The sequence below is a fragment of the Streptomyces daghestanicus genome (assembly GCF_020521275.1).
In the GTDB taxonomy this organism is placed as follows: Bacteria; Actinomycetota; Actinomycetes; order Streptomycetales; family Streptomycetaceae; genus Streptomyces; species Streptomyces griseoviridis.
On sequence record NZ_BNDX01000011.1, the window covers coordinates 139233 to 157199 of the forward strand.

The window sequence follows — 17967 nt, forward strand, 5'->3', positions numbered from 1 at the left end:
CGACCGTCATGCCAGAGCACACGCCATTCGCGAGCCGCAGAGGGCTGCTCTTCGGAGCCGCCGCCGTGTCCGCCGGTGCCTTCCTCACCGGGTGCACCAGCAACGAGTCCGACGACGGCGCAGGCGGGGCGGAGACCGACACCCGCCCCGCCGCCGCCGACAAGCCCGGCAAGCAGGTCACCATCGGCTACGCGGGACCGCTCGCCGACCACGGCTGGCTCAACGCCATCAACGACCAGGCCAAGGGCCGCGCCGAGAAGTACTCCGACGTGACCCTGGAGGTCACCGAGGGCTCCAACGACACCGCCCAGCAGATCGGCCAGATCGAGACCCTCATCAACAAGAAGGTCGACGTCCTGGTGGTGCTGCCCGCCGACGGCAAGGCCCTCACCCAGGTCGGGCTGAAGGCCATGCGGGCCGGGATACCCGTGGTCAACCTCGACCGCGTCTTCAACACCCCGCAGGCCTACCGCTGCTGGGTCGGCGGCGACAACTACGGCATGGGCCTCAACGCCGGGCACTACATCGGCGAGAAACTCAAGGACAGGCCCGACGCCCGGGTCATCGAGCTGGCCGGCATCGACAACCTCGAACTGACCCGGCAGCGCACCAAGGGCTTCGACGACGCCCTGAAGAACTACCCCAACATCAAGAAGGTCGCCCGCCAGGCCGCCGACTTCACCGTCGAGTCCGGCCAGGCCAAGATGGCCCAGCTCCTCCAGGCCCAGTCGAAGTTCGACGCCCTGTGGAACCACGACGACGACCAGGGCGTGGGCGCCCTGCGCGCCATCGAACAGGCCGGCCGCGACGACTTCCTGATGGTCGGCGGCGCGGGCGCGCTCTCCGCGTTCCAGGCGATCAAGCAGGACAACGGAGTGCTCAAGGCGACCGTCCTCTACCCGCCGACCATGGCGGCCTCCGCGATCGACCTCGCCCGCGCGCTGGGCCAGGGCAAGGGCATCAGCGGTCTCGCCGAGTACGAGATCCCCGCCCACGTCACGCTCTACTCCGCCGTGATCGACAAGGAGAACGTCGACCAGTACATGTCCACCGGTTTCAAGTGACCGGCCGGCGTTCCGCCCCGGGGTCCTGACCAGCCCCGGGGCGGCGACCGGCCGTACCGCGCCACCATCATGAGGAGGACGTACGCATGGGACAGCCGCAAGCGCCCGAGGGGGCCGGGGCGGGAACAGCAGGTACGGCGCCCGTGGCCGGCGAGGCCACGACCACGGGAGTGTCCGTCACCCGACCGCCCCTGCGGGTCGGCATGATCGGCTACGCCTTCATGGGGGCCGCCCACTCCCAGGGCTGGCGCACCGCGGGCCGCGTCTTCGACCTGCCGCTCAACCCCGTACTGGCCGCGATCTGCGGGCGGGACGCCGACGCCGTCCGCACCGCCGCCGGCCGGCACGGCTGGGCCACCGCCGAGACCGACTGGCGCGCCCTGGTCGAACGGGACGACATCGACCTCGTCGACATCTGCACCCCCGGTGACAGCCACGCCGAGATCGCGCTCGCCGCGCTCGCCGCCGGCAAACACGTCCTGTGCGAGAAACCGCTGGCCAACACGGTCGCCGAGGCCGAGGCCATGACCCGTGCCGCCCACCTGGCCGGGGCCCGCGGCCAGGTGGCGATGGTCGGCTTCAACTACCGCCGGGTCCCCGCCACCGCGCTCGCCCGGCGGATGGTGGCCGAGGGCCGCATCGGCCGGCTGCGGCACGTGCGCGTCGCCTACCTCCAGGACTGGCTCACCGACCCGGCCGCGCCGCTGACCTGGCGGCTGCGTCGGGAACACGCCGGCTCCGGCGCCCTCGGCGACCTCGGCGCGCACATCGTGGACCTCGCCCAGTACCTCACGGGTGAGCGGCTGGCCGGCGTCTCCGCCCTCACCGAGACCTTCGTACGGCACCGGCCGCTGCCCGCCGGGGACACCCACGGCCTGACCGCCGCGTCGGCCGGCGGCACCACGGGCGAGGTCACCGTCGACGACGCCGCCGTCTTCACCGGCCGCTTCCCCTCCGGCGCCCTCGCCTCCTTCGAGGCCACCCGGTACGCCACCGGCCGCAAGAACGCCCTGCGCATCGAACTCAACGGCGAGCGCGGCTCCCTCGCCTTCGACCTGGAACGCCTCAACGAGCTGACGTACCACGACGGCACGGAACCGGGCGAGCACGCCGGCTTCCGCCGCATCCTCGTCACCGAACCCGGACATCCCTACCTGGACGCCTGGTGGCCGCCCGGCCACGGCCTCGGCTACGAGCACACCTTCGTCCACCAGGCCCGCGACCTCGTCCACGCCGTCGCCGGGGGCCGCGCCCCGGAGCCGTCCTTCGCCGACGGCCTCCAGGTGCAGCGGGTGCTCGCGGCCGTGGAGGAGAGCGCCGAGAAGAACTCCGTCTACACCCCGATCGCCCCCTGAGGAGGCTGGCAGCGACATGCCGCGCGACTTCACACTCTTCACCGGCCAGTGGGCGGACCTGCCTCTGGAGGAGGTCTGCCGACTCGCCCGCGACTTCGGCTACGACGGCCTCGAACTCGCTTGCTGGGGCGACCACTTCGAGGTCGACAGGGCCCTAGCCGACCCCGCCTACGTCGACTCCCGCCACCAGCTCCTCGACACGTACGGCCTGAAGTGCCGGGCCGTCTCCAACCACCTGGTCGGCCAGGCCGTCTGCGACGCCATCATCGACGAACGCCACCAGGCCATCCTGCCCGCCCGGATCTGGGGCGACGGCGACGCGGAAGGCGTACGGCAGCGGGCCGCCGCCGAGATGAAGGACACCGCGCGGGCCGCCCGCCGGCTCGGCGTCGACACCGTCATCGGCTTCACCGGCTCCGCGATCTGGCACCTCGTCGCCATGTTCCCGCCCGCTCCCGAGGCGATGATCGAACGCGGCTACCAGGACTTCGCCGACCGCTGGAACCCGATTCTGGACGTCTTCGACGCCGAGGGCGTCCGCTTCGCCCACGAGGTCCACCCCAGCGAGATCGCCTACGACTACTGGACCACCCACCGAGCCCTGGAGGCCATCGGCCACCGCCCCGCCTTCGGCCTCAACTTCGACCCCTCCCACTTCGTCTGGCAGGACCTCGACCCGGTCGGCTTCCTGTGGGACTTCCGCGACCGGATCTACCACGTCGACTGCAAGGAGGCCCGCAAACGCCTCGACGGCCGCAACGGCCGCCTCGGCTCCCACCTGCCCTGGGGCGACCCCCGGCGCGGCTGGGACTTCGTCTCCGCCGGCCACGGCGACGTCCCCTGGGAGGACGTCTTCCGCATGCTGCGCTCCATCGGCTACGACGGTCCCGTCTCCGTCGAGTGGGAGGACGCCGGCATGGACCGCCTCCAGGGCGCCCCCGAGGCCCTGGCCCGTCTGAAGACCTACGACTTCGAGCCGCCCAGCGCGTCCTTCGACGCGGCGTTCAGCAGCTGAGCGCCGCGGCTCGGCACATCTCCGGGGTGACGGCGCACCCCGGCGCCCGCACCGCACCTCCTCACCGGCACGCCTTCGCACCCCATCCCGTACGGCCCACCCGTTCCCGGAGGGATTCCCGTGCACAGAACCAGAGTCACCCGTGTCAGGAGAACCGGACTCCGCACCGCCCTCGCCCTCTTCACCGGCATGCTGCTGGCCGTCGGCACCCCCGCCGGCGTGGCCGGCGCCCAGCCCGCCACCGCGGCGAAGGACGCCCCGGCCGCCGCGGCCGAAGGGCAGTTCCAGCAGGTGCCCCTCGCCAAGGGCGAGCCCGAGATGGGCGAGCCCATGTCGCTCGCCGTGCTCCCGGACCGCAGCGTCCTGCACACCGCCCGCGACGGCACACTCCGCCTCACCGACCAGGGCGGTGTCACCAAGGTCGCCGGCAAGATCCCCGTCTACAGCCACGACGAGGAGGGCCTCCAGGGCGTCGGCATCGACCCGGACTTCGAGCACAACCGGGCGATCTACCTCTACTACGCCCCGCCGCTGGACACCCCCGCCGGGGACGCCCCGGAGAACGGCACCGCCGCCGACTTCGCCACGTTCGACGGCGTCAACCGGCTCTCCCGGTTCGTCCTCAAGCCCAACGGCACCCTGGACCTGGCCAGCGAGAAGAAGGTCCTGGACGTCGCGGCCTCGCGCGGCACCTGCTGTCACGTCGGCGGTGACATCGACTTCGACGCCGACGGCAACCTCTACCTCTCCACCGGTGACGACTCCAACCCCTTCGCCTCCGACGGCTACACCCCGATCGACGAGCGCCCCGACCGCAACCCGGCCTTCGACGCCCGCCGCAGCGCCGGCAACACCAACGACCTGCGCGGCAAGATCCTCCGCATCAAGGTCGCCGAGGACGGCTCGTACACCATCCCCGAGGGCAACCTCTTCGCCCCCGGCACCGAGAAGACCCGCCCCGAGATCTACGCGATGGGCTTCCGCAACCCGTTCCGGATCAGCGTCGACGACAAGACCGGCGTCGTCTACGTCGGCGACTACGGCCCCGACGCGGGCGCCGCCGACCCGGAACGGGGCCCGGCCGGACAGGTCGAGTTCGCCAAGGTGACCGAGGCCGCCAACTTCGGCTGGCCGTTCTGCACCGGCGACAACGACCCGTACGTCGACTACGACTTCGCCACCGGCACCTCCGGCGAGCCCTTCGACTGCGCCGCCCCGGAGAACACCTCCCCGCACAACACCGGCCTGGTCGACCTGCCGCCCGCGCAGGCCGCCTGGATCCCGTACGACGGCGGCTCGGTACCCGAGTTCGGCACCGGCTCGGAGTCCCCGATGGCCGGCCCGGTCTACCGCTACGACCCCGGCCTCGACTCCGAGGTGAAGTTCCCCGAGGAGTACGACGGAGACTTCTTCGCGGGTGAGTTCGGCCGCCAGTGGATCAAGCGGATCGAGCAGAACGGTGACGGGTCCGTCGCGTCGATCAACGACTTCCCGTGGACCGGCACCCAGATCATGGACATGGAGTTCGGCCCCGACGGCGCGCTCTACGTCCTCGACTACGGCCTCTCCTGGTTCCAGGGCGACGACGACTCCGCGCTGTACCGGATCGAGAGCGCCGAGGACGGCTTCTCCCCGATCGCCGAGGTGAGCGCCGACCGGACCTCCGGCGCGGCCGGCCTCCGGGTCAGGTTCACCGGCTCCGCCACGGACGCCGACTCCCCGGACCTCACCTACAGCTGGGACTTCGGCGACGGCACCAAGGGCACCGGGCTCACCCCCACCCACCGCTACAAGAAGGCGGGCACCTACAGCGCGACCTTCACCGCCAAGGACCCCGAGGGCAACACCGGCACCGCCGGCGTCCGCATCGTGGTCGGCAACACCGAACCCACGGTGAAGATCGACATACCCGGGAACGGCACCCTGGCCGCCTTCGGTGAACCCGTCCCCTTCAAGGTGACGGTGACCGACCCCGAGGAGAGCGTCGACTGCTCCAGGGTCAAGGTCGCCTACAGCCTCGGCCACGACAACCACGCCCACGAGCTGACCAGCGAGACGGGCTGTGAGGGCACCCTGAAACCGCCCGCCGGGGACGGCGGACACGACCCCAACGCCAACATCTACGGCGTCGTCGGCGCCAGCTACACCGACGGCGGCGGAGGCGGCCAGGAGGCGCTGACCGGCACCGCCCGCACCGTCCTCCAGCCGCTGCACCGCCAGGCCGAGCACTTCACCACCCAGCAGGGCGTCTCCGTCATCGACAAGACCGGCGCCAACGGCGGCAAGACCGTCGGCGACGTCCACGACGGCGACTGGATCTCCTTCAGCCCGTACCGGTTCGACGGCCAGAGGAAGCTGACCGTCCGGGCCTCCTCCGGCGGCGCCGGCGGCTTCGTCGAACTGCGCACCGGCTCGCCCACCGGACCGCTGCACGGCTCGGCGTACATCCCGCCGACCGGAAGCTGGGAGACGTTCCAGGACGTCGACGTGCCGTTGCGGGCCCTGCCCAAGAAGACCACCGACATCTACCTGGTCTTCCGGGGCGGCGACGGCGCGCTCTTCGACATCGACGACTTCGAGTTCTCCAAGGAGCCCTTCAGCAACGGCAAGAAGGTCCTGGTCTTCTCCCGGACCGCCGGCTTCCGCCACGACTCCATCCCGGCGGGCATCGCCGCCCTGAAGGAACTGGGCGCCCCGGCCGGCATCACCGTCACCGCCACCGAGGAGGCCGGGCAGTTCACCACGGCCAACCTCGCCAAGTACGACGCGGTCGCCTTCCTCTCCACCACCGGCGACGTCCTCGACGCCGGGCAGCAGGCCGCGTTCGAGAACTACATCAAGAACGGCGGCGGCTACCTCGGCGTCCACGCCGCCGCCGACACCGAGTACGACTGGTCGTTCTACGGCGGACTGGTCGGCGCCTACTTCGACTCGCACCCGGCCCAGCAGAAGGCCACCGTCCGCGTCGAGGACCACGACCACCCCGCCACCGCGCACCTCGGTGACACCTGGGAGCGCACCGACGAGTGGTACAACTACCGTGCCAACCCGCGTGAGAGGGCCAAGGTCCTCGCCACCCTCGACGAGACCACCTACCAGGGCGGCACCATGAAGGGCGATCACCCCATCGCCTGGTGCCAGGCGTACCAGGGCGGCCGTTCCTTCTACACCGGCCTGGGCCACACCAAGGAGTCCTACGCCGACGAGGCCTTCCGGGGCCACCTGCTCGGCGGCCTCCAGTACGCCACCGGCCAGGTCAAGGCGGACTGCAGACCGGACAAGGGCTACCGGAAGATCTTCAACGGGCAGACCCTGGACGGCTGGAAGCAGGCCGGCCCCGGCACGTTCGACGTCAAGGACGGCACCCTGGAGTCCAACGGCGGCATGGGCCTGCTCTGGTACCAGGCCAAGGAGCTGAAGTCGTACTCGCTCACGCTCGACTGGAAGATGCGCGGCGACGACAACTCCGGGATCTTCGTGGGCTTCCCCGCCTCCGACGACCCCTGGTCCGCGGTGGACAAGGGCTACGAGATCCAGATCGACGCCACGGACGCCGCCGACCGCACCACGGGCGCCGTCTACTCCTTCAAGTCGGCGAACATCAAGGCCCGTGACCAGGTGCTCCGCCCGCCCGGCCAGTGGAACTCCTACGAGATCAAGGTCCAGGGCGAACGCCTCCAGGTGTTCCTCAACGGAGTCAGGATCAACGACTTCACCAACAAGGATCCCGAGCGGAGCCTGACCGACGGCTATATAGGTCTCCAGAACCACGGTGCCGCCGACAAGGTCTCCTTCCGGGACATCCAGCTGAAGGAGCTGCCCTCCTAGCCCGCCCGGGCCCACCAGACGGCGGCGGGCGGGGGACGCCGGACCCCCGCCCGCCGCCACCCCTCCAGCTCCTCCGGGGCCGCCCCGGTTCCGGTGAGGGGGCCGTCTCCGGTCCGGCCGGGACTCGTCCCGGTCCCGGCGAGGGGGCCGCTTTCGGCCCGGCCGAAGATCCCTTCCGGTTCCGGCGAGGGGCTCCGGTGCGGAACGGCCGGGGTCCCTCCTGGTACCGCCGGGGGACTTCCCGCCGGTCCGGCGATGCGGCTCCCGTTCTTCCGGCGCACGGCCCGGTGACCCCGAGGCTCCACCCCGACGCGCTCGACAAGGAGGCTGCCCATGTCCGCGTCCCCTTCCGTTCCCGCTTCCGCATCCGCATCCGCATCGGCGTCCGCATCCGCATCCGCGCCCGCTCCCGATTCCGTGTCCTCCGCCGCCGCCCGCACGGGTGTCTGGCTGATCGGCGCCCGCGGCTCCGTCGCCACCACCGTCGTGGCGGGCTGCGCCGCCCTCACCGCCGGACTGCACGCCCCGACGGGCATGGTGACCGAGACCCCCCACTTCGCCGGCACCGGACTCCCCGCCCTGTCCTCCCTCGTCTTCGGCGGCCACGACACCGTGGACTGCCCCCTCCCCAAACGCGCCGAGGCCCTGGCCGCCGGGGGAGTGCTGCCCCCCGGCCTCCCCGCCGCCGTCACCGCCGAACTCGCCGCCGCCGAACGGGAGATCCGTCCCGGCGGCCCCCTGCCCGGCGACACCCGGTCCGCCGAGGACCTCGTCACGGCCTTCGCCGCCGACATCCGCGCCTTCGCACGCCGCTCGGGCGTGGCCCGGACGGTGGTCGTCAACGTGGCCTCCACGGAGCCGCTCGCCAGGGGCCGTGACCTCCCGCCCAGCTCCCTCTACGCGGCGGCGGCCCTGCGCGCCGGCTGTCCGTACGTCAACTTCACCCCCTCCACCGGTCTGCACCACCCGTCCCTGACCGCCGAGGCGGCGGCACACGCCCTGCCGTACGCCGGCCGTGACGGCAAGACCGGCCAGACCCTGCTGCGCTCGGTGCTGGGCCCGATGTTCGCCCAGCGCGCGCTCACCGTCCGGGCCTGGTCCGGCACCAACCTGCTCGGCGGCGGCGACGGTGCCGCCCTCGCCGACCCGGCCGCCGCCGCGGCGAAGAACGCCGGCAAGGAGCGCGTCCTCCACGACACCCTCGGCACCACCGTCGAGGGCGAGGTCCACATCGACGACGTCCCCGCGCTCGGCGACTTCAAGACCGCCTGGGACCACATCGCCTTCGACGGCTTCCTCGGCACCCGCATGATCCTCCAGACCATCTGGCAGGGCTGCGACTCCGCGCTCGCCGCACCCCTTGTCCTGGACCTGGCCCGCCTGACCGCCCGCGCCCATGAGGCGGGCCTCACCGGCCCCCTGCGCGAGCTGGGCTTCTACTTCAAGGACCCGGTGGGGGACGGGCCGTCCGGCCTGAGCGAGCAGTACGCCGAACTGCTCGGCCTCGCCGACCGGTTGCGGGCCCGGTCCGCGGACGCCGCGGCGGCCGACGCGGGGGAGCGCCCGTGACCCGCCCGGCCGGCCCCGGCCCCCGCCTGCTCGCCTGGACCGAACTCCTCCGCCTGCCCGCCCTGTTCACCGTCCCCGGCGACGCCCTGGCCGGTGCCGCGGCGGCCGGCGCCCGCCCCGGACGCCGCACGCTGCTCGCCATCGGTTCCTCCCTCTGCCTGTACGAGGCCGGCATGGTCCTCAACGACTGGGCCGACCGCGCCGAGGACGCCGCCGAACGCCCCCACCGCCCCCTCCCGTCCGGCCGCGTCCACCCCGCCGCCGCCCTCACCGCCGCGTGCGCCCTCACCGGCGCCGGGCTGGCCCTCGCCGCCCGCGCCGGCCGTCCCGCCCTCGGCGTGGCCGTGCCCCTGGCGGCGACCGTCTGGGCCTACGACCTCGCCCTGAAGCACACCCCCGCCGGTCCGGTGGCGATGGCCGGGGCCCGCGCCCTGGACCTGCTCCTGGGCGCCGCCGGCACGGGCCGGGTCCGCCCGGCGCTGTCCTCGGCGGCGCTGCTCGGCACCCACACCCTCGCGGTGACGTCCGTGTCCCGGCGGGAGACGACCGGCGGTTCGGCCCTGGCGCCGCTCGCGGCCCTCGCCACCACCGCCGCGCTGGCCGCGTCGGTGGCCCGGCGCCGCGTCCGACTCCCGGCAGGCCGACGGGAAGCAGCCTCCCGCGGCCTGCCGGGTCCCACGCGCCCGGATCTGACCGGAACGCCGGCGGCACCCGGGCCGACGCCGCCCGGACGCGTGCTCGCGCCCGGCCCGTCCCGGTCCGCCCCGCCCCGGTCCACCCCGCCGGGCTCCGCCCTGTCGCGGGCGGCGGCGACCCGACCCGTGCCACCGCGGCCCACACCCTCCGCCCCCACGCCCTGCGCCCCCACCCCGCCACCCACCGCCACGCGGATCACCACCTCCCTCGCCGCCGCCTACGCGGCCACCGCGGCCCGCCCCTACCTGCACGCCGCCCTCAATCCCTCGCCCCCGCTCACCCAACGCGCCGTCGGCGCCGGTATCCGGGCCACGATCCCCCTCCAGGCCGCCCTCGCCGCCCGCTCCGGCGCGAGCGCCCTGGGTCTGCTGGTCGCGGGCCTCGCGCCGCTGGGCCGGCGCTTCGCGAGGAAGGTGAGCATCACATGACGCCCCCCGCCCCCCGGGGCACGGCCCTCGCCCCGCTCCGCTTCGGCTACGGCACCAACGGCCTCGCCGACCTCCGCCTGGACGACGCTCTCGCCCTCCTCGCGGACCTCGGCTACACCGGGGTCGGGCTCACCCTCGACCACATGCACCTCGACCCGCTCGCCCCGGACCTGGCCGCCCGCACCCGCCGGACCGCGCACCGGCTCGACGCGCTCGGCCTGGGCGTCACCGTCGAGACCGGCGCCCGCTACGTCCTCGACCCGCGCCGCAAACACGGCCCCTCCCTCCTCGACCCCGACCCCGACGCCCGCGCCCGCCGCGTCGGCCTGCTGCGCACGGCCGTACGGATCGCCGCCGACCTCGGGGCGCACGCCGTCCACTGCTTCAGCGGAACCGTCCCGGAAGGCACCGCCCCCGAAGGCATCCGCACCACGACGGCATGGCACCGGCTGACCGGCGCCCTCGCCCCGGTCGTGGAGGCGGCCGGCGCCGCCGGCGTCCCGCTCGCCGTCGAACCCGAACCGGGGCACCTCGTCGCCACCCTGGCCGACTTCCACCACCTGCGTCGCGCCCTCGGCGACCCCGAGCCCCTCGGTCTCACCCTGGACATCGGTCACTGCCAGTGCCTGGAACCCCTCCCTCCCGCCGACTGCGTACGCGCCGCCGCCCCCTGGCTGCGGCACGTCCAGATCGAGGACATGCGACGCGGCGTCCATGAACACCTCCCCTTCGGTACGGGCGAGATCGACTTCCCGCCCGTCCTCGCGGCCCTCGCCGCCACCGGCTACCAGGGTCTGACCGTCGTCGAACTGCCCCGCCACTCCCACGCCGGACCCCACCAGGCCGCCCATTCCCTCCCGTTCCTCCACCGGGCGGCGGCCGCCGCCGGTGTCCCCGTCGCACGGACACCGGACGGCACCCGCCCCGTCACCGGGGCCCGCCCCACGCGGGCCCCCGCCACCACCGATCTCCCGGCGCCGGCCGCCCCACCCCCAGGCGTGCCCTCCGCCGCCCCACGAGGGAGCACGCCATGACACATCCGCCGACCCACCAGCCCGCCCCCCGGCTCACCCGGCCGGCGGAAGCCGGCGCCGAGCACGACACCGCCCCCCGGCGGTCCGACGCCGCGAGGGACGTCGCGGAACTGCGCGCCGCCCTCACCGCCCGGCTCGACACCGCCGCGCGCCGCTGGCTCGACCAGGCCCTCGACGAGGCCGCCGCGCACCCCGGTGGACACGGCCCGATCTCCACCTGGGAACTGCGCCTCGCCGAGGCCGGCCGCCGCTGCGGACCCGACCACGCCGACGCCGCCCGCGTCCTGATCCTGCACGCGGCCCGCGCCGACGCCGACGCGCTGGCCCGCGTCTACCACCAGGGCACCGCCGACGAACGCCGCGCCGTCCTGCGGGCGCTGCCCGGCCTGGTACCCGGGCCCGATGCCCTCCCGCTCGTCGAGGACGCCCTGCGCACCAACGACACCCGGCTGCTGGCCGCCGCCGTCGGACCGTACGCCGCCCGGCACCTCGACGCCCACCAGTGGCGGCACGCGGTACTGAAGTGCCTGTTCACCGGTGTCGGCACCGGCCACGTGGCGGAGCTGGACCGCCGGGCCCGCGGGGACGCCGAACTCGCCCGGATGCTCGCCGACTACGCCGTCGAACGCACCGCCGCGGGCCGCCCCGTCCCCGGAGACCTGCACCGCGTCCTGGCCCTGACCGAACCGGCGACCGCGTCGCACGGACCGGCGGCCCCCCACGGCAAGGAGTCCTGATGCGCCTCTTCGACCCCCACATCCACATGACCTCCCGGACCACCGACGACTACGAGGCCATGTACGCCGCGGGTGTCCGCGCCGTCGTCGAACCCGCCTTCTGGCTCGGCCAGCCCCGCACCTCACCCGCATCCTTCCGCGACTACTTCGACTCCCTCCTCGGCTGGGAGCCCTTCCGCGCCGCCCAGTACGGCATCGCCCACCACTGCACGATCGCCCTCAACCCCAAGGAGGCCAACGACCCGCGCTGCGCCCCCGTCCTCGACGAACTGCCCCGCTACCTCGTCAAGGACCGGGTCGTCGCCGTCGGCGAGATCGGCTACGACTCCATGACCCCCGCCGAGGACACCGCGCTCGCCGCCCAGCTCCAGCTCGCCGCCGACCACGGCCTGCCCGCCCTCGTGCACACCCCGCACCGGGACAAGCTCGCCGGCCTGCGCCGCACCCTCGACGTGGTCCGCGAGTCCGCGCTGCCCACCGACCGCGTCCTCGTCGACCACCTCAACGAGACCACCGTCAAGGAGGCGAAGGACAGCGGCGCCTGGCTCGGCTTCTCCGTCTATCCGGACACCAAGATGGACGAGGCCCGGATGGTCGCGATCCTCCGCGCCCACGGCCCGGACCGGGTACTGGTCAACTCCGCCGCCGACTGGGGCCGCAGCGACCCCCTCAAGACCCGCGAGGTCGCCGACCTGATGCTCGCCGAAGGCTTCGACGAGGACGACGTGGACCGCGTGCTGTGGCGCAACCCGGTCGCCTTCTACGGGCTCAGCGGACGCCTCGCCCTCGACGTCACCGCGCCCGACGCCACCCACGAGGGCAACTCCATCCTGCGCGGCGGTGAGTGAGCGATGCGCTTCCGGCACCCCGACGGCTCCGTCGTCCACCTCGCCTACTGCACCAACGTGCACCCCGCCGAGACCCTCGACGGGGTCCTCGCGCAACTCCGCGACCACTGCGAACCCGTCCGCCGCCGGCTGGGCCGCGACCGCCTCGGCATCGGCCTGTGGCTGGCCCGCGACGCCGCCCACGCCCTGGTCACCGACCCGTCCGCGCTGCGCGGCCTGCGCGCCGAACTCGACCGGCGCGGCCTGGAGGTCGTCACCCTGAACGGCTTCCCCTACGAGGGGTTCGGCGCGGAGGAGGTCAAGTACCGCGTCTACCGGCCGGACTGGGCCGACCCCGAGCGCCTTGAGCACACCACCTCCCTCGCCCGGGTCCTCGCCGGACTGCTCCCCGACGACGTCACCGAGGGCAGCATCTCCACACTGCCGCTGGCCTGGCGCACCGCGTATGACGACGCCCGCGCCGAGAAGGCCCGCGCCGCCCTGGTCACCCTCGCCGAACGCCTCGACGCCCTCCAGGAACTCACCGGCCGCTCCCTCCGCGTCGGCCTGGAACCCGAACCCGGCTGCGTGGTCGAGACGACCCGGGACGCCATCGCCCCGCTCACCGCCATCGACCACCCCCGCATCGGCATCTGCGTCGACACGTGCCACCTCGCCACCTCCTTCGAGGACCCGCACACCGCGCTGGACGCCCTGACCGAGGCACACGTCCCCGTCGTCAAGTCCCAGCTCTCCGCCGCCCTGCACGCCGAACACCCCCGCTCGCCCGAAGTCCGCGCGGCCCTGGCGGCCTTCGCCGAACCCCGCTTCCTGCACCAGACCCGCACCACCACACCCCGCACCCCCGCGGACACGGCGCGGCACACCACCGCCCCGCACCGCCTCCACGGCACCGACGACCTGGGCGAGGCCCTCACCGGCCACGCGCTGCCCGACACGGCCCCCTGGCGCTCCCACTTCCACGTCCCCCTGCACGCGGCCCCCGCCGCACCGCTCACCTCCACCCTCGACGTCCTCACCACCGCGCTGGGCCGACTGGTCGGCGGCCCGCACCCGCTCACCCGGCACCTGGAGGTCGAGACCTACACCTGGCAGGCCCTCCCTCCCGAACTGCGCCCCCGAGCCCGCGCCCAGCTCACCGACGGCATCGCCGCCGAGCTGACCCTCGCCCGCGACCTGCTCACCGACCTCGGCCTGAAGGAGCTGCCGTGACCCGGACCCGACCCGAGGGCGGGCCCACCCCGCTCCTCGTCCTGGACGTCGTCGGCCTCACCCCCCGTCTCCTCGACCACATGCCCCACCTCAAGACACTGGCCCAGGCCGGCTCCCGCGCCCCGCTCGGCACCGTCCTGCCCGCCGTCACCTGCGCCGCCCAGTCCACCTTCCTCACCGGCACCCTCCCCGCCGAACACGGCATCGTCGGCAACGGCTGGTACTTCCGCGAACTCGGCGACGTCCTGCTCTGGCGCCAGCACAACGGACTCGTCGCCGGCGACAAACTCTGGGAGGCCGCCCGCCGCGTCCACCCCGGCTACACGGTCGCCAACATCTGCTGGTGGTACGCCATGGGCGCCGACACCGACATCACCGTCACCCCCCGCCCCGTCTACTACGCCGACGGCCGCAAGGAACCCGACTGCTACACCCGGCCCCCGGCCCTGCACGACGAACTCACCGGCAGACTCGGCACCTTCCCCCTCTTCCACTTCTGGGGTCCGGGGGCCGACCTGGTCTCCAGCCAGTGGATCATCGACGCCACCCGGCACGTCCTGCACACGCGCCGCCCCGACCTCGCCCTGTGCTACCTCCCGCACCTCGACTACGACCTCCAGCGCTTCGGCCCCGACGACCCGCGATCCCTGCGGGCGGCCACCGACCTGGACGCGGCGCTGGCCCCGCTTCTGGACGACGCCCGCGCGGCGGGCCGTACCGTCGTCGCCCTGTCCGAGTACGGCATCACCCGCGTGGACCGGTCCGTCGACATCAACCGCGCCCTGCGCCGCGCCGGCCTGCTGGAGGTGCACACGCAGGACGGCATGGAGTACCTCGACACCATGGCCTCCCGGGCCTTCGCGGTCGCCGACCACCAGATCGCCCACGTCTACGTCCGCCGCCCCGAGGACCTCGCCGCCACCCGCGCCGCGCTCGACGGGCTGCCCGGCATCGAGCGACTCCTCGACGACGAGGGCAAGAAGGCCCACCACCTCGACCATCCGCGCGCCGGGGAACTGGTCGCCGTCGCGGAACCGGACGCCTGGTTCACGTACTACTACTGGCTCGACGACGACCGCGCGCCCGACTTCGCGCAGCTGGTCGAGATCCACCGCAAACCCGGCTACGACCCGGTCGAGCTGTTCATGGACCCGCTCGACCCCTACGTCAAGGTCAAGGCGGCCACCGCCCTGGCCCGCAAGAAACTCGGCATGCGCTACCGCATGGCGGTCGTGCCGCTGGACGCCTCACCTGTTCGCGGCAGCCACGGCCGCCTTCCCGCGAGCGACGACGACGGTCCGCTCCTCATCTGCTCCACCCCCCGCGCCGTCGGTGACCGTGTCGCGGCCACCGATGTCAAGCAACTCCTGCTCCACCTGGCCGGACTCGACTGAAGAACGGCCGCGTACGGCCCCCCAGTTCCAGCTACCGACAGTGAAGCACGGACCACTGACAATGACCCGCCCCGCACCGTCGGGGCAGGTCGGAGAGACCCACGAGAGACAAGGCAGGCACCCGTGACCCCGTTCTCCCGCACATCCGGCACCCCCGCGGCCACCACCGGCACCCCCGACGAGGCCCTGCGCCGCGGCCTCGGCGTGGGCCGCCGCCGCTTCCTCACCACCTGCACCGCCGTCACGGCCGGCGCCATCGCGGCCCCCGTCTTCGGCGCGGCACCCGCCCTCGCCGGCCAGGACCGGGACCGCGGCCACGAGCCCCACGGCCACGGCCACGGCCACGGCGGTGAGGTCCTGGTCCCCGCGCACAAGCGCGGCATCATCCTCTACACCGTCCGTGACGCCACCGCCCGCGACCCGCTCGCCTCCGACCTGCCCTCCGGCTTCCGGGAGGTCTTCAAGCAGCTCGCCCGGCACGGCTACCGGCAGGTCGAGTTCGCCGGCTACCGCCAGCACGCCAACGCGCCGGGCGGCGCGGACCTGGAGACGGTCCAGGGCGCCCGGCTGCTGCGCTCCTGGCTCGACGACCACGGCCTGCGCGCCCAGGGCAACCACGGCTTCATCCCGCCGTCCTGGCCGCTGACCAGCGCCGACCTGGACACCTTCAAGAAGCACCTGGAGATCGCCAACATCCTCGGCATGGACCACATGGGCACCGGTGGCGACCCCACCGGCAGCTCCTACCGGGCCGACTGGGACATCGCCGCCGACAAGTGGAACGCCATGGGCGCGATCGCCCGCCGCGAGGGTGTCAAGCTCTACACCCACAACCACGACGCGGCCTACGGCTTCCTGCTGGACGGCGGCCCCCTGGACGATCAGGGCCGGCCCACCCGCAGCTCCGGCATCCGCAAGCTGGAGTACTTCCTGAAGGTCACCGACCCCCGGTCCGTCTGGCTGGAGATGGACATCTTCTGGGCGCACGTGGCCCAGTACAAGTTCCACACCTACACCGCCCACGACGGCTCCACCCGGAAGAACGTCTTCGACCCGGCCGGCCTGGTCGCCCGCCACAACAAGCGCTATCCGCTGTTCCACGCCAAGGACGGCGTCGTCTCCACCACCAACGGCATGGGGTACGACATGGTGCCCTTCGGCACCGGCGTCATCGACTACACGACGTTCTTCTCCCGCGTCGGACTGCGCACCTACCGCAACCCGATGATCGAGGACGACAACTCCCCGAGCGCCACCGACCCCGCCCAGTCACTGCGCGAGGCCAAGATCAGCTACGACAACCTGGCGGCCCTGCGCAGGCGCCGCCGCTGACCCGCCCACCGCACCGGCACGGGGCGGCCCCTCCCGCACACCGCGGGAGGGGCCGCCCCGTGCCGGTGCGGGCGTCCGCTTCAGGCCACGGCCCGCCGCCGTCCTGGCTGCCGCAGCAGCAGCGCCAGCGCCGCCGCGGCCATCGACACCCCGCCGGCCAGCGCGTAGGCGCCGTTGTAGCCCCAGGCCGCGACCACCATGGAGCCCAGCCCGCCGCCGAACAGCCCGCTGATCAGCTTGCCGCTGTACACCAGCCCGTAGTTGGTGGCGTTGTAGTTCTCCCCGAAGTAGTCCGGCGTGAGCGCGGCGAACAGCGGGTAGAACGCGCCGCCGCCGAACCCGGACAGGAACGCGAAGAACAGGAACAGCCACTCGCTCTTGAGGTCACCGGCCCAGATCACGCCGAACTGGGCGAGCCCGAGGACGACGATCACGAACACCAGCGTGGACTTGCGGCCCCACTTGTCCGACAGCCAGCCCACGACACCCCGGCCGACCCCGTTGATGACCGCCATGAGGCCCATCGAGGACGCGGCGACCAGCGGGCCGAAACCGATCTCCCTGGCGAAGTCCACCTGGAAGGAGATCCCGAAGATCGACACCCCGGCGGTCATCACGACCGAGATCCACATCAGCGGCAGCATGCCCGTGCGGATCGCCTCCTTGGGCGTGTACTGCCGTACCGCCGGCGGATTCTTCGCGAGGCTCCCCGTGCTCCCGCCCGTGGACGCCGGCACCGCGACCTCGGCGGGCCACCAGTTCTTCGGCGGGTCCTTGAAGAAGAACGCGCACCCCAGGACCACGATCAGGATGTAGCAGCCGATCAGGTCCAGGACCCGGTGGTAGTTGGCGGTGTCGAAGCCGTAGTTGAAGATGAAGATGAACGGCAGCGATCCGTAGGCGAACCCCCCGTTGACGAACCCGGTGCGGGCGCCGCGCCGCTCCGGGAACCACTTGCCGACCATGTTGATGCAGGTCGCGTAGACCAGCCCGGCACCCAGCCCGCCGACCACGCCGAAGCCCAGGACGGCCAGCAGGACGTTGTCGAGGTGGGACAGGGACAGGAAGCCGAGCAGACACATGCCGGAGCCCGCGTACATGGCCCGGCGCGCGGTGAGCAGGCCCTTCTCCCGCAGCCAGCCCGCCGGGAAGGCGATGCCGGCCTGGAAGAAGACCCAGACGCTGAGGATCCAGAAGGTGTTGGACTGCGACCAGCCGTGCGCGCGGGACAGGGTGTCCTCGGCCGAGCCGTAGGCGTACTCGAAGACGCTGATGGCCATCATGGCCAGCCATGGCAAGTACACCATCGACTTGCGAGAGTGACCGAGGATGTCCCGGTCGGTCTCACCGACGCGGTAGACGCGGCCGTGCGCGTCGGTGACTTCGCGGTAGGAAGGGGCAGCGGCGCCGCGCGCCGCGGGTGAGCGGTCGGCAGCGGTGGGGTCCGCCGTCATA

General features: G+C 73.1%; 13 protein-coding genes. 12 read left to right on the forward strand and 1 reads right to left on the reverse strand.

The window, feature by feature from the left end:
- Nucleotides 1-8 precede the first annotated feature (8 nt).
- The 12 genes from Sdagh_RS22975 to Sdagh_RS23030 all read left to right on the forward strand — a co-directional run bounded on the left by Sdagh_RS22975 (nt 9) and on the right by Sdagh_RS23030 (nt 16512).
- Nucleotides 9-1064, forward strand: a complete 1056-nt coding sequence (locus Sdagh_RS22975; RefSeq protein ID WP_189418367.1) for a substrate-binding domain-containing protein — start codon at nt 9-11, stop codon at nt 1062-1064.
- 86 nt (nt 1065-1150) lie between these two features.
- Entirely contained in the window at nt 1151-2419 is a 1269-nt protein-coding gene (locus tag Sdagh_RS22980; RefSeq protein WP_189418369.1) for a Gfo/Idh/MocA family protein, read from the forward strand.
- 16 nt (nt 2420-2435) lie between these two features.
- On the forward strand, nt 2436-3434 hold the full coding sequence (locus Sdagh_RS22985; protein WP_189418372.1) for a sugar phosphate isomerase/epimerase family protein: 999 nt from the start codon (nt 2436-2438) through the stop codon (nt 3432-3434).
- A gap of 189 nt (nt 3435-3623) precedes the next feature.
- On the forward strand, nt 3624-7262 hold the full coding sequence (locus Sdagh_RS22990; RefSeq protein WP_372478466.1) for a ThuA domain-containing protein: 3639 nt from the start codon (nt 3624-3626) through the stop codon (nt 7260-7262).
- 417 nt (nt 7263-7679) lie between these two features.
- A complete protein-coding gene (locus tag Sdagh_RS22995; RefSeq protein ID WP_226535590.1) occupies nt 7680-8831 on the forward strand; it encodes an inositol-3-phosphate synthase in 1152 nt (383 codons plus the stop codon).
- Nucleotides 8828-9955 carry an SCO3242 family prenyltransferase gene (locus Sdagh_RS23000; protein WP_190077140.1) on the forward strand — a complete coding sequence of 376 codons (1128 nt, stop codon included), beginning with the start codon at nt 8828-8830 and terminating at the stop codon, nt 9953-9955. Before Sdagh_RS22995 ends, Sdagh_RS23000 begins: the two co-directional genes overlap by 4 nt.
- The gene (locus tag Sdagh_RS23005) at nt 9952-10989 is read left to right on the forward strand and encodes a sugar phosphate isomerase/epimerase family protein (protein ID WP_190077139.1); all 1038 of its coding nucleotides are present in this window, start codon (nt 9952-9954) and stop codon (nt 10987-10989) included. The genes Sdagh_RS23000 and Sdagh_RS23005 overlap by 4 nt, the downstream gene beginning before the upstream one ends.
- Entirely contained in the window at nt 10986-11726 is a 741-nt protein-coding gene (locus Sdagh_RS23010) for an EboA domain-containing protein (RefSeq protein ID WP_189418384.1), read from the forward strand. Before Sdagh_RS23005 ends, Sdagh_RS23010 begins: the two co-directional genes overlap by 4 nt.
- On the forward strand, nt 11726-12574 hold the full coding sequence (locus Sdagh_RS23015; RefSeq protein ID WP_189418387.1) for a TatD family hydrolase: 849 nt from the start codon (nt 11726-11728) through the stop codon (nt 12572-12574). Before Sdagh_RS23010 ends, Sdagh_RS23015 begins: the two co-directional genes overlap by 1 nt.
- 3 nt (nt 12575-12577) lie before the next feature.
- Nucleotides 12578-13786, forward strand: coding sequence for a metabolite traffic protein EboE (gene eboE, locus Sdagh_RS23020; protein WP_190077138.1), 1209 nt, complete (start codon nt 12578-12580; stop codon nt 13784-13786).
- Nucleotides 13783-15180 carry an alkaline phosphatase family protein gene (locus tag Sdagh_RS23025; RefSeq protein WP_190077137.1) on the forward strand — a complete coding sequence of 466 codons (1398 nt, stop codon included), beginning with the start codon at nt 13783-13785 and terminating at the stop codon, nt 15178-15180. Before eboE ends, Sdagh_RS23025 begins: the two co-directional genes overlap by 4 nt.
- Nucleotides 15181-15303: 123 nt before the next feature.
- Entirely contained in the window at nt 15304-16512 is a 1209-nt protein-coding gene (locus Sdagh_RS23030; protein WP_190077136.1) for a sugar phosphate isomerase/epimerase family protein, read from the forward strand.
- A gap of 80 nt (nt 16513-16592) precedes the next feature.
- Here the strand turns inward: Sdagh_RS23030 and Sdagh_RS23035 are convergent, their stop codons facing one another.
- Complete coding sequence (locus Sdagh_RS23035; RefSeq protein WP_190077135.1) at nt 16593-17966, reverse strand: OFA family MFS transporter; 1374 nt, start codon at nt 17964-17966, stop codon at nt 16593-16595.
- Nucleotide 17967: the final 1 nt, after the last annotated feature.

Excerpts from the sequence above, each read along its gene's own strand:
- Sdagh_RS22975 (WP_189418367.1), top strand. The coding sequence starts at position 9 with ATGCCAGAGCACACGCCATTCGCGAGCCGCAGAGGGCTGCTCTTCGGA.
- Sdagh_RS22980 (WP_189418369.1), top strand. The coding sequence starts at position 1,151 with ATGGGACAGCCGCAAGCGCCCGAGGGGGCCGGGGCGGGAACAGCAGGT.
- Sdagh_RS22985 (WP_189418372.1), top strand. The coding sequence starts at position 2,436 with ATGCCGCGCGACTTCACACTCTTCACCGGCCAGTGGGCGGACCTGCCT.
- Sdagh_RS22990 (WP_372478466.1), top strand. The coding sequence starts at position 3,624 with ATGCTGCTGGCCGTCGGCACCCCCGCCGGCGTGGCCGGCGCCCAGCCC.
- Sdagh_RS23005 (WP_190077139.1), top strand. The coding sequence starts at position 9,952 with ATGACGCCCCCCGCCCCCCGGGGCACGGCCCTCGCCCCGCTCCGCTTC.
- Sdagh_RS23010 (WP_189418384.1), top strand. The coding sequence starts at position 10,986 with ATGACACATCCGCCGACCCACCAGCCCGCCCCCCGGCTCACCCGGCCG.
- Sdagh_RS23015 (WP_189418387.1), top strand. The coding sequence starts at position 11,726 with ATGCGCCTCTTCGACCCCCACATCCACATGACCTCCCGGACCACCGAC.
- eboE (WP_190077138.1), top strand. The coding sequence starts at position 12,578 with ATGCGCTTCCGGCACCCCGACGGCTCCGTCGTCCACCTCGCCTACTGC.
- Sdagh_RS23035 (WP_190077135.1), bottom strand. The coding sequence starts at position 17,966 with ATGACGGCGGACCCCACCGCTGCCGACCGCTCACCCGCGGCGCGCGGC.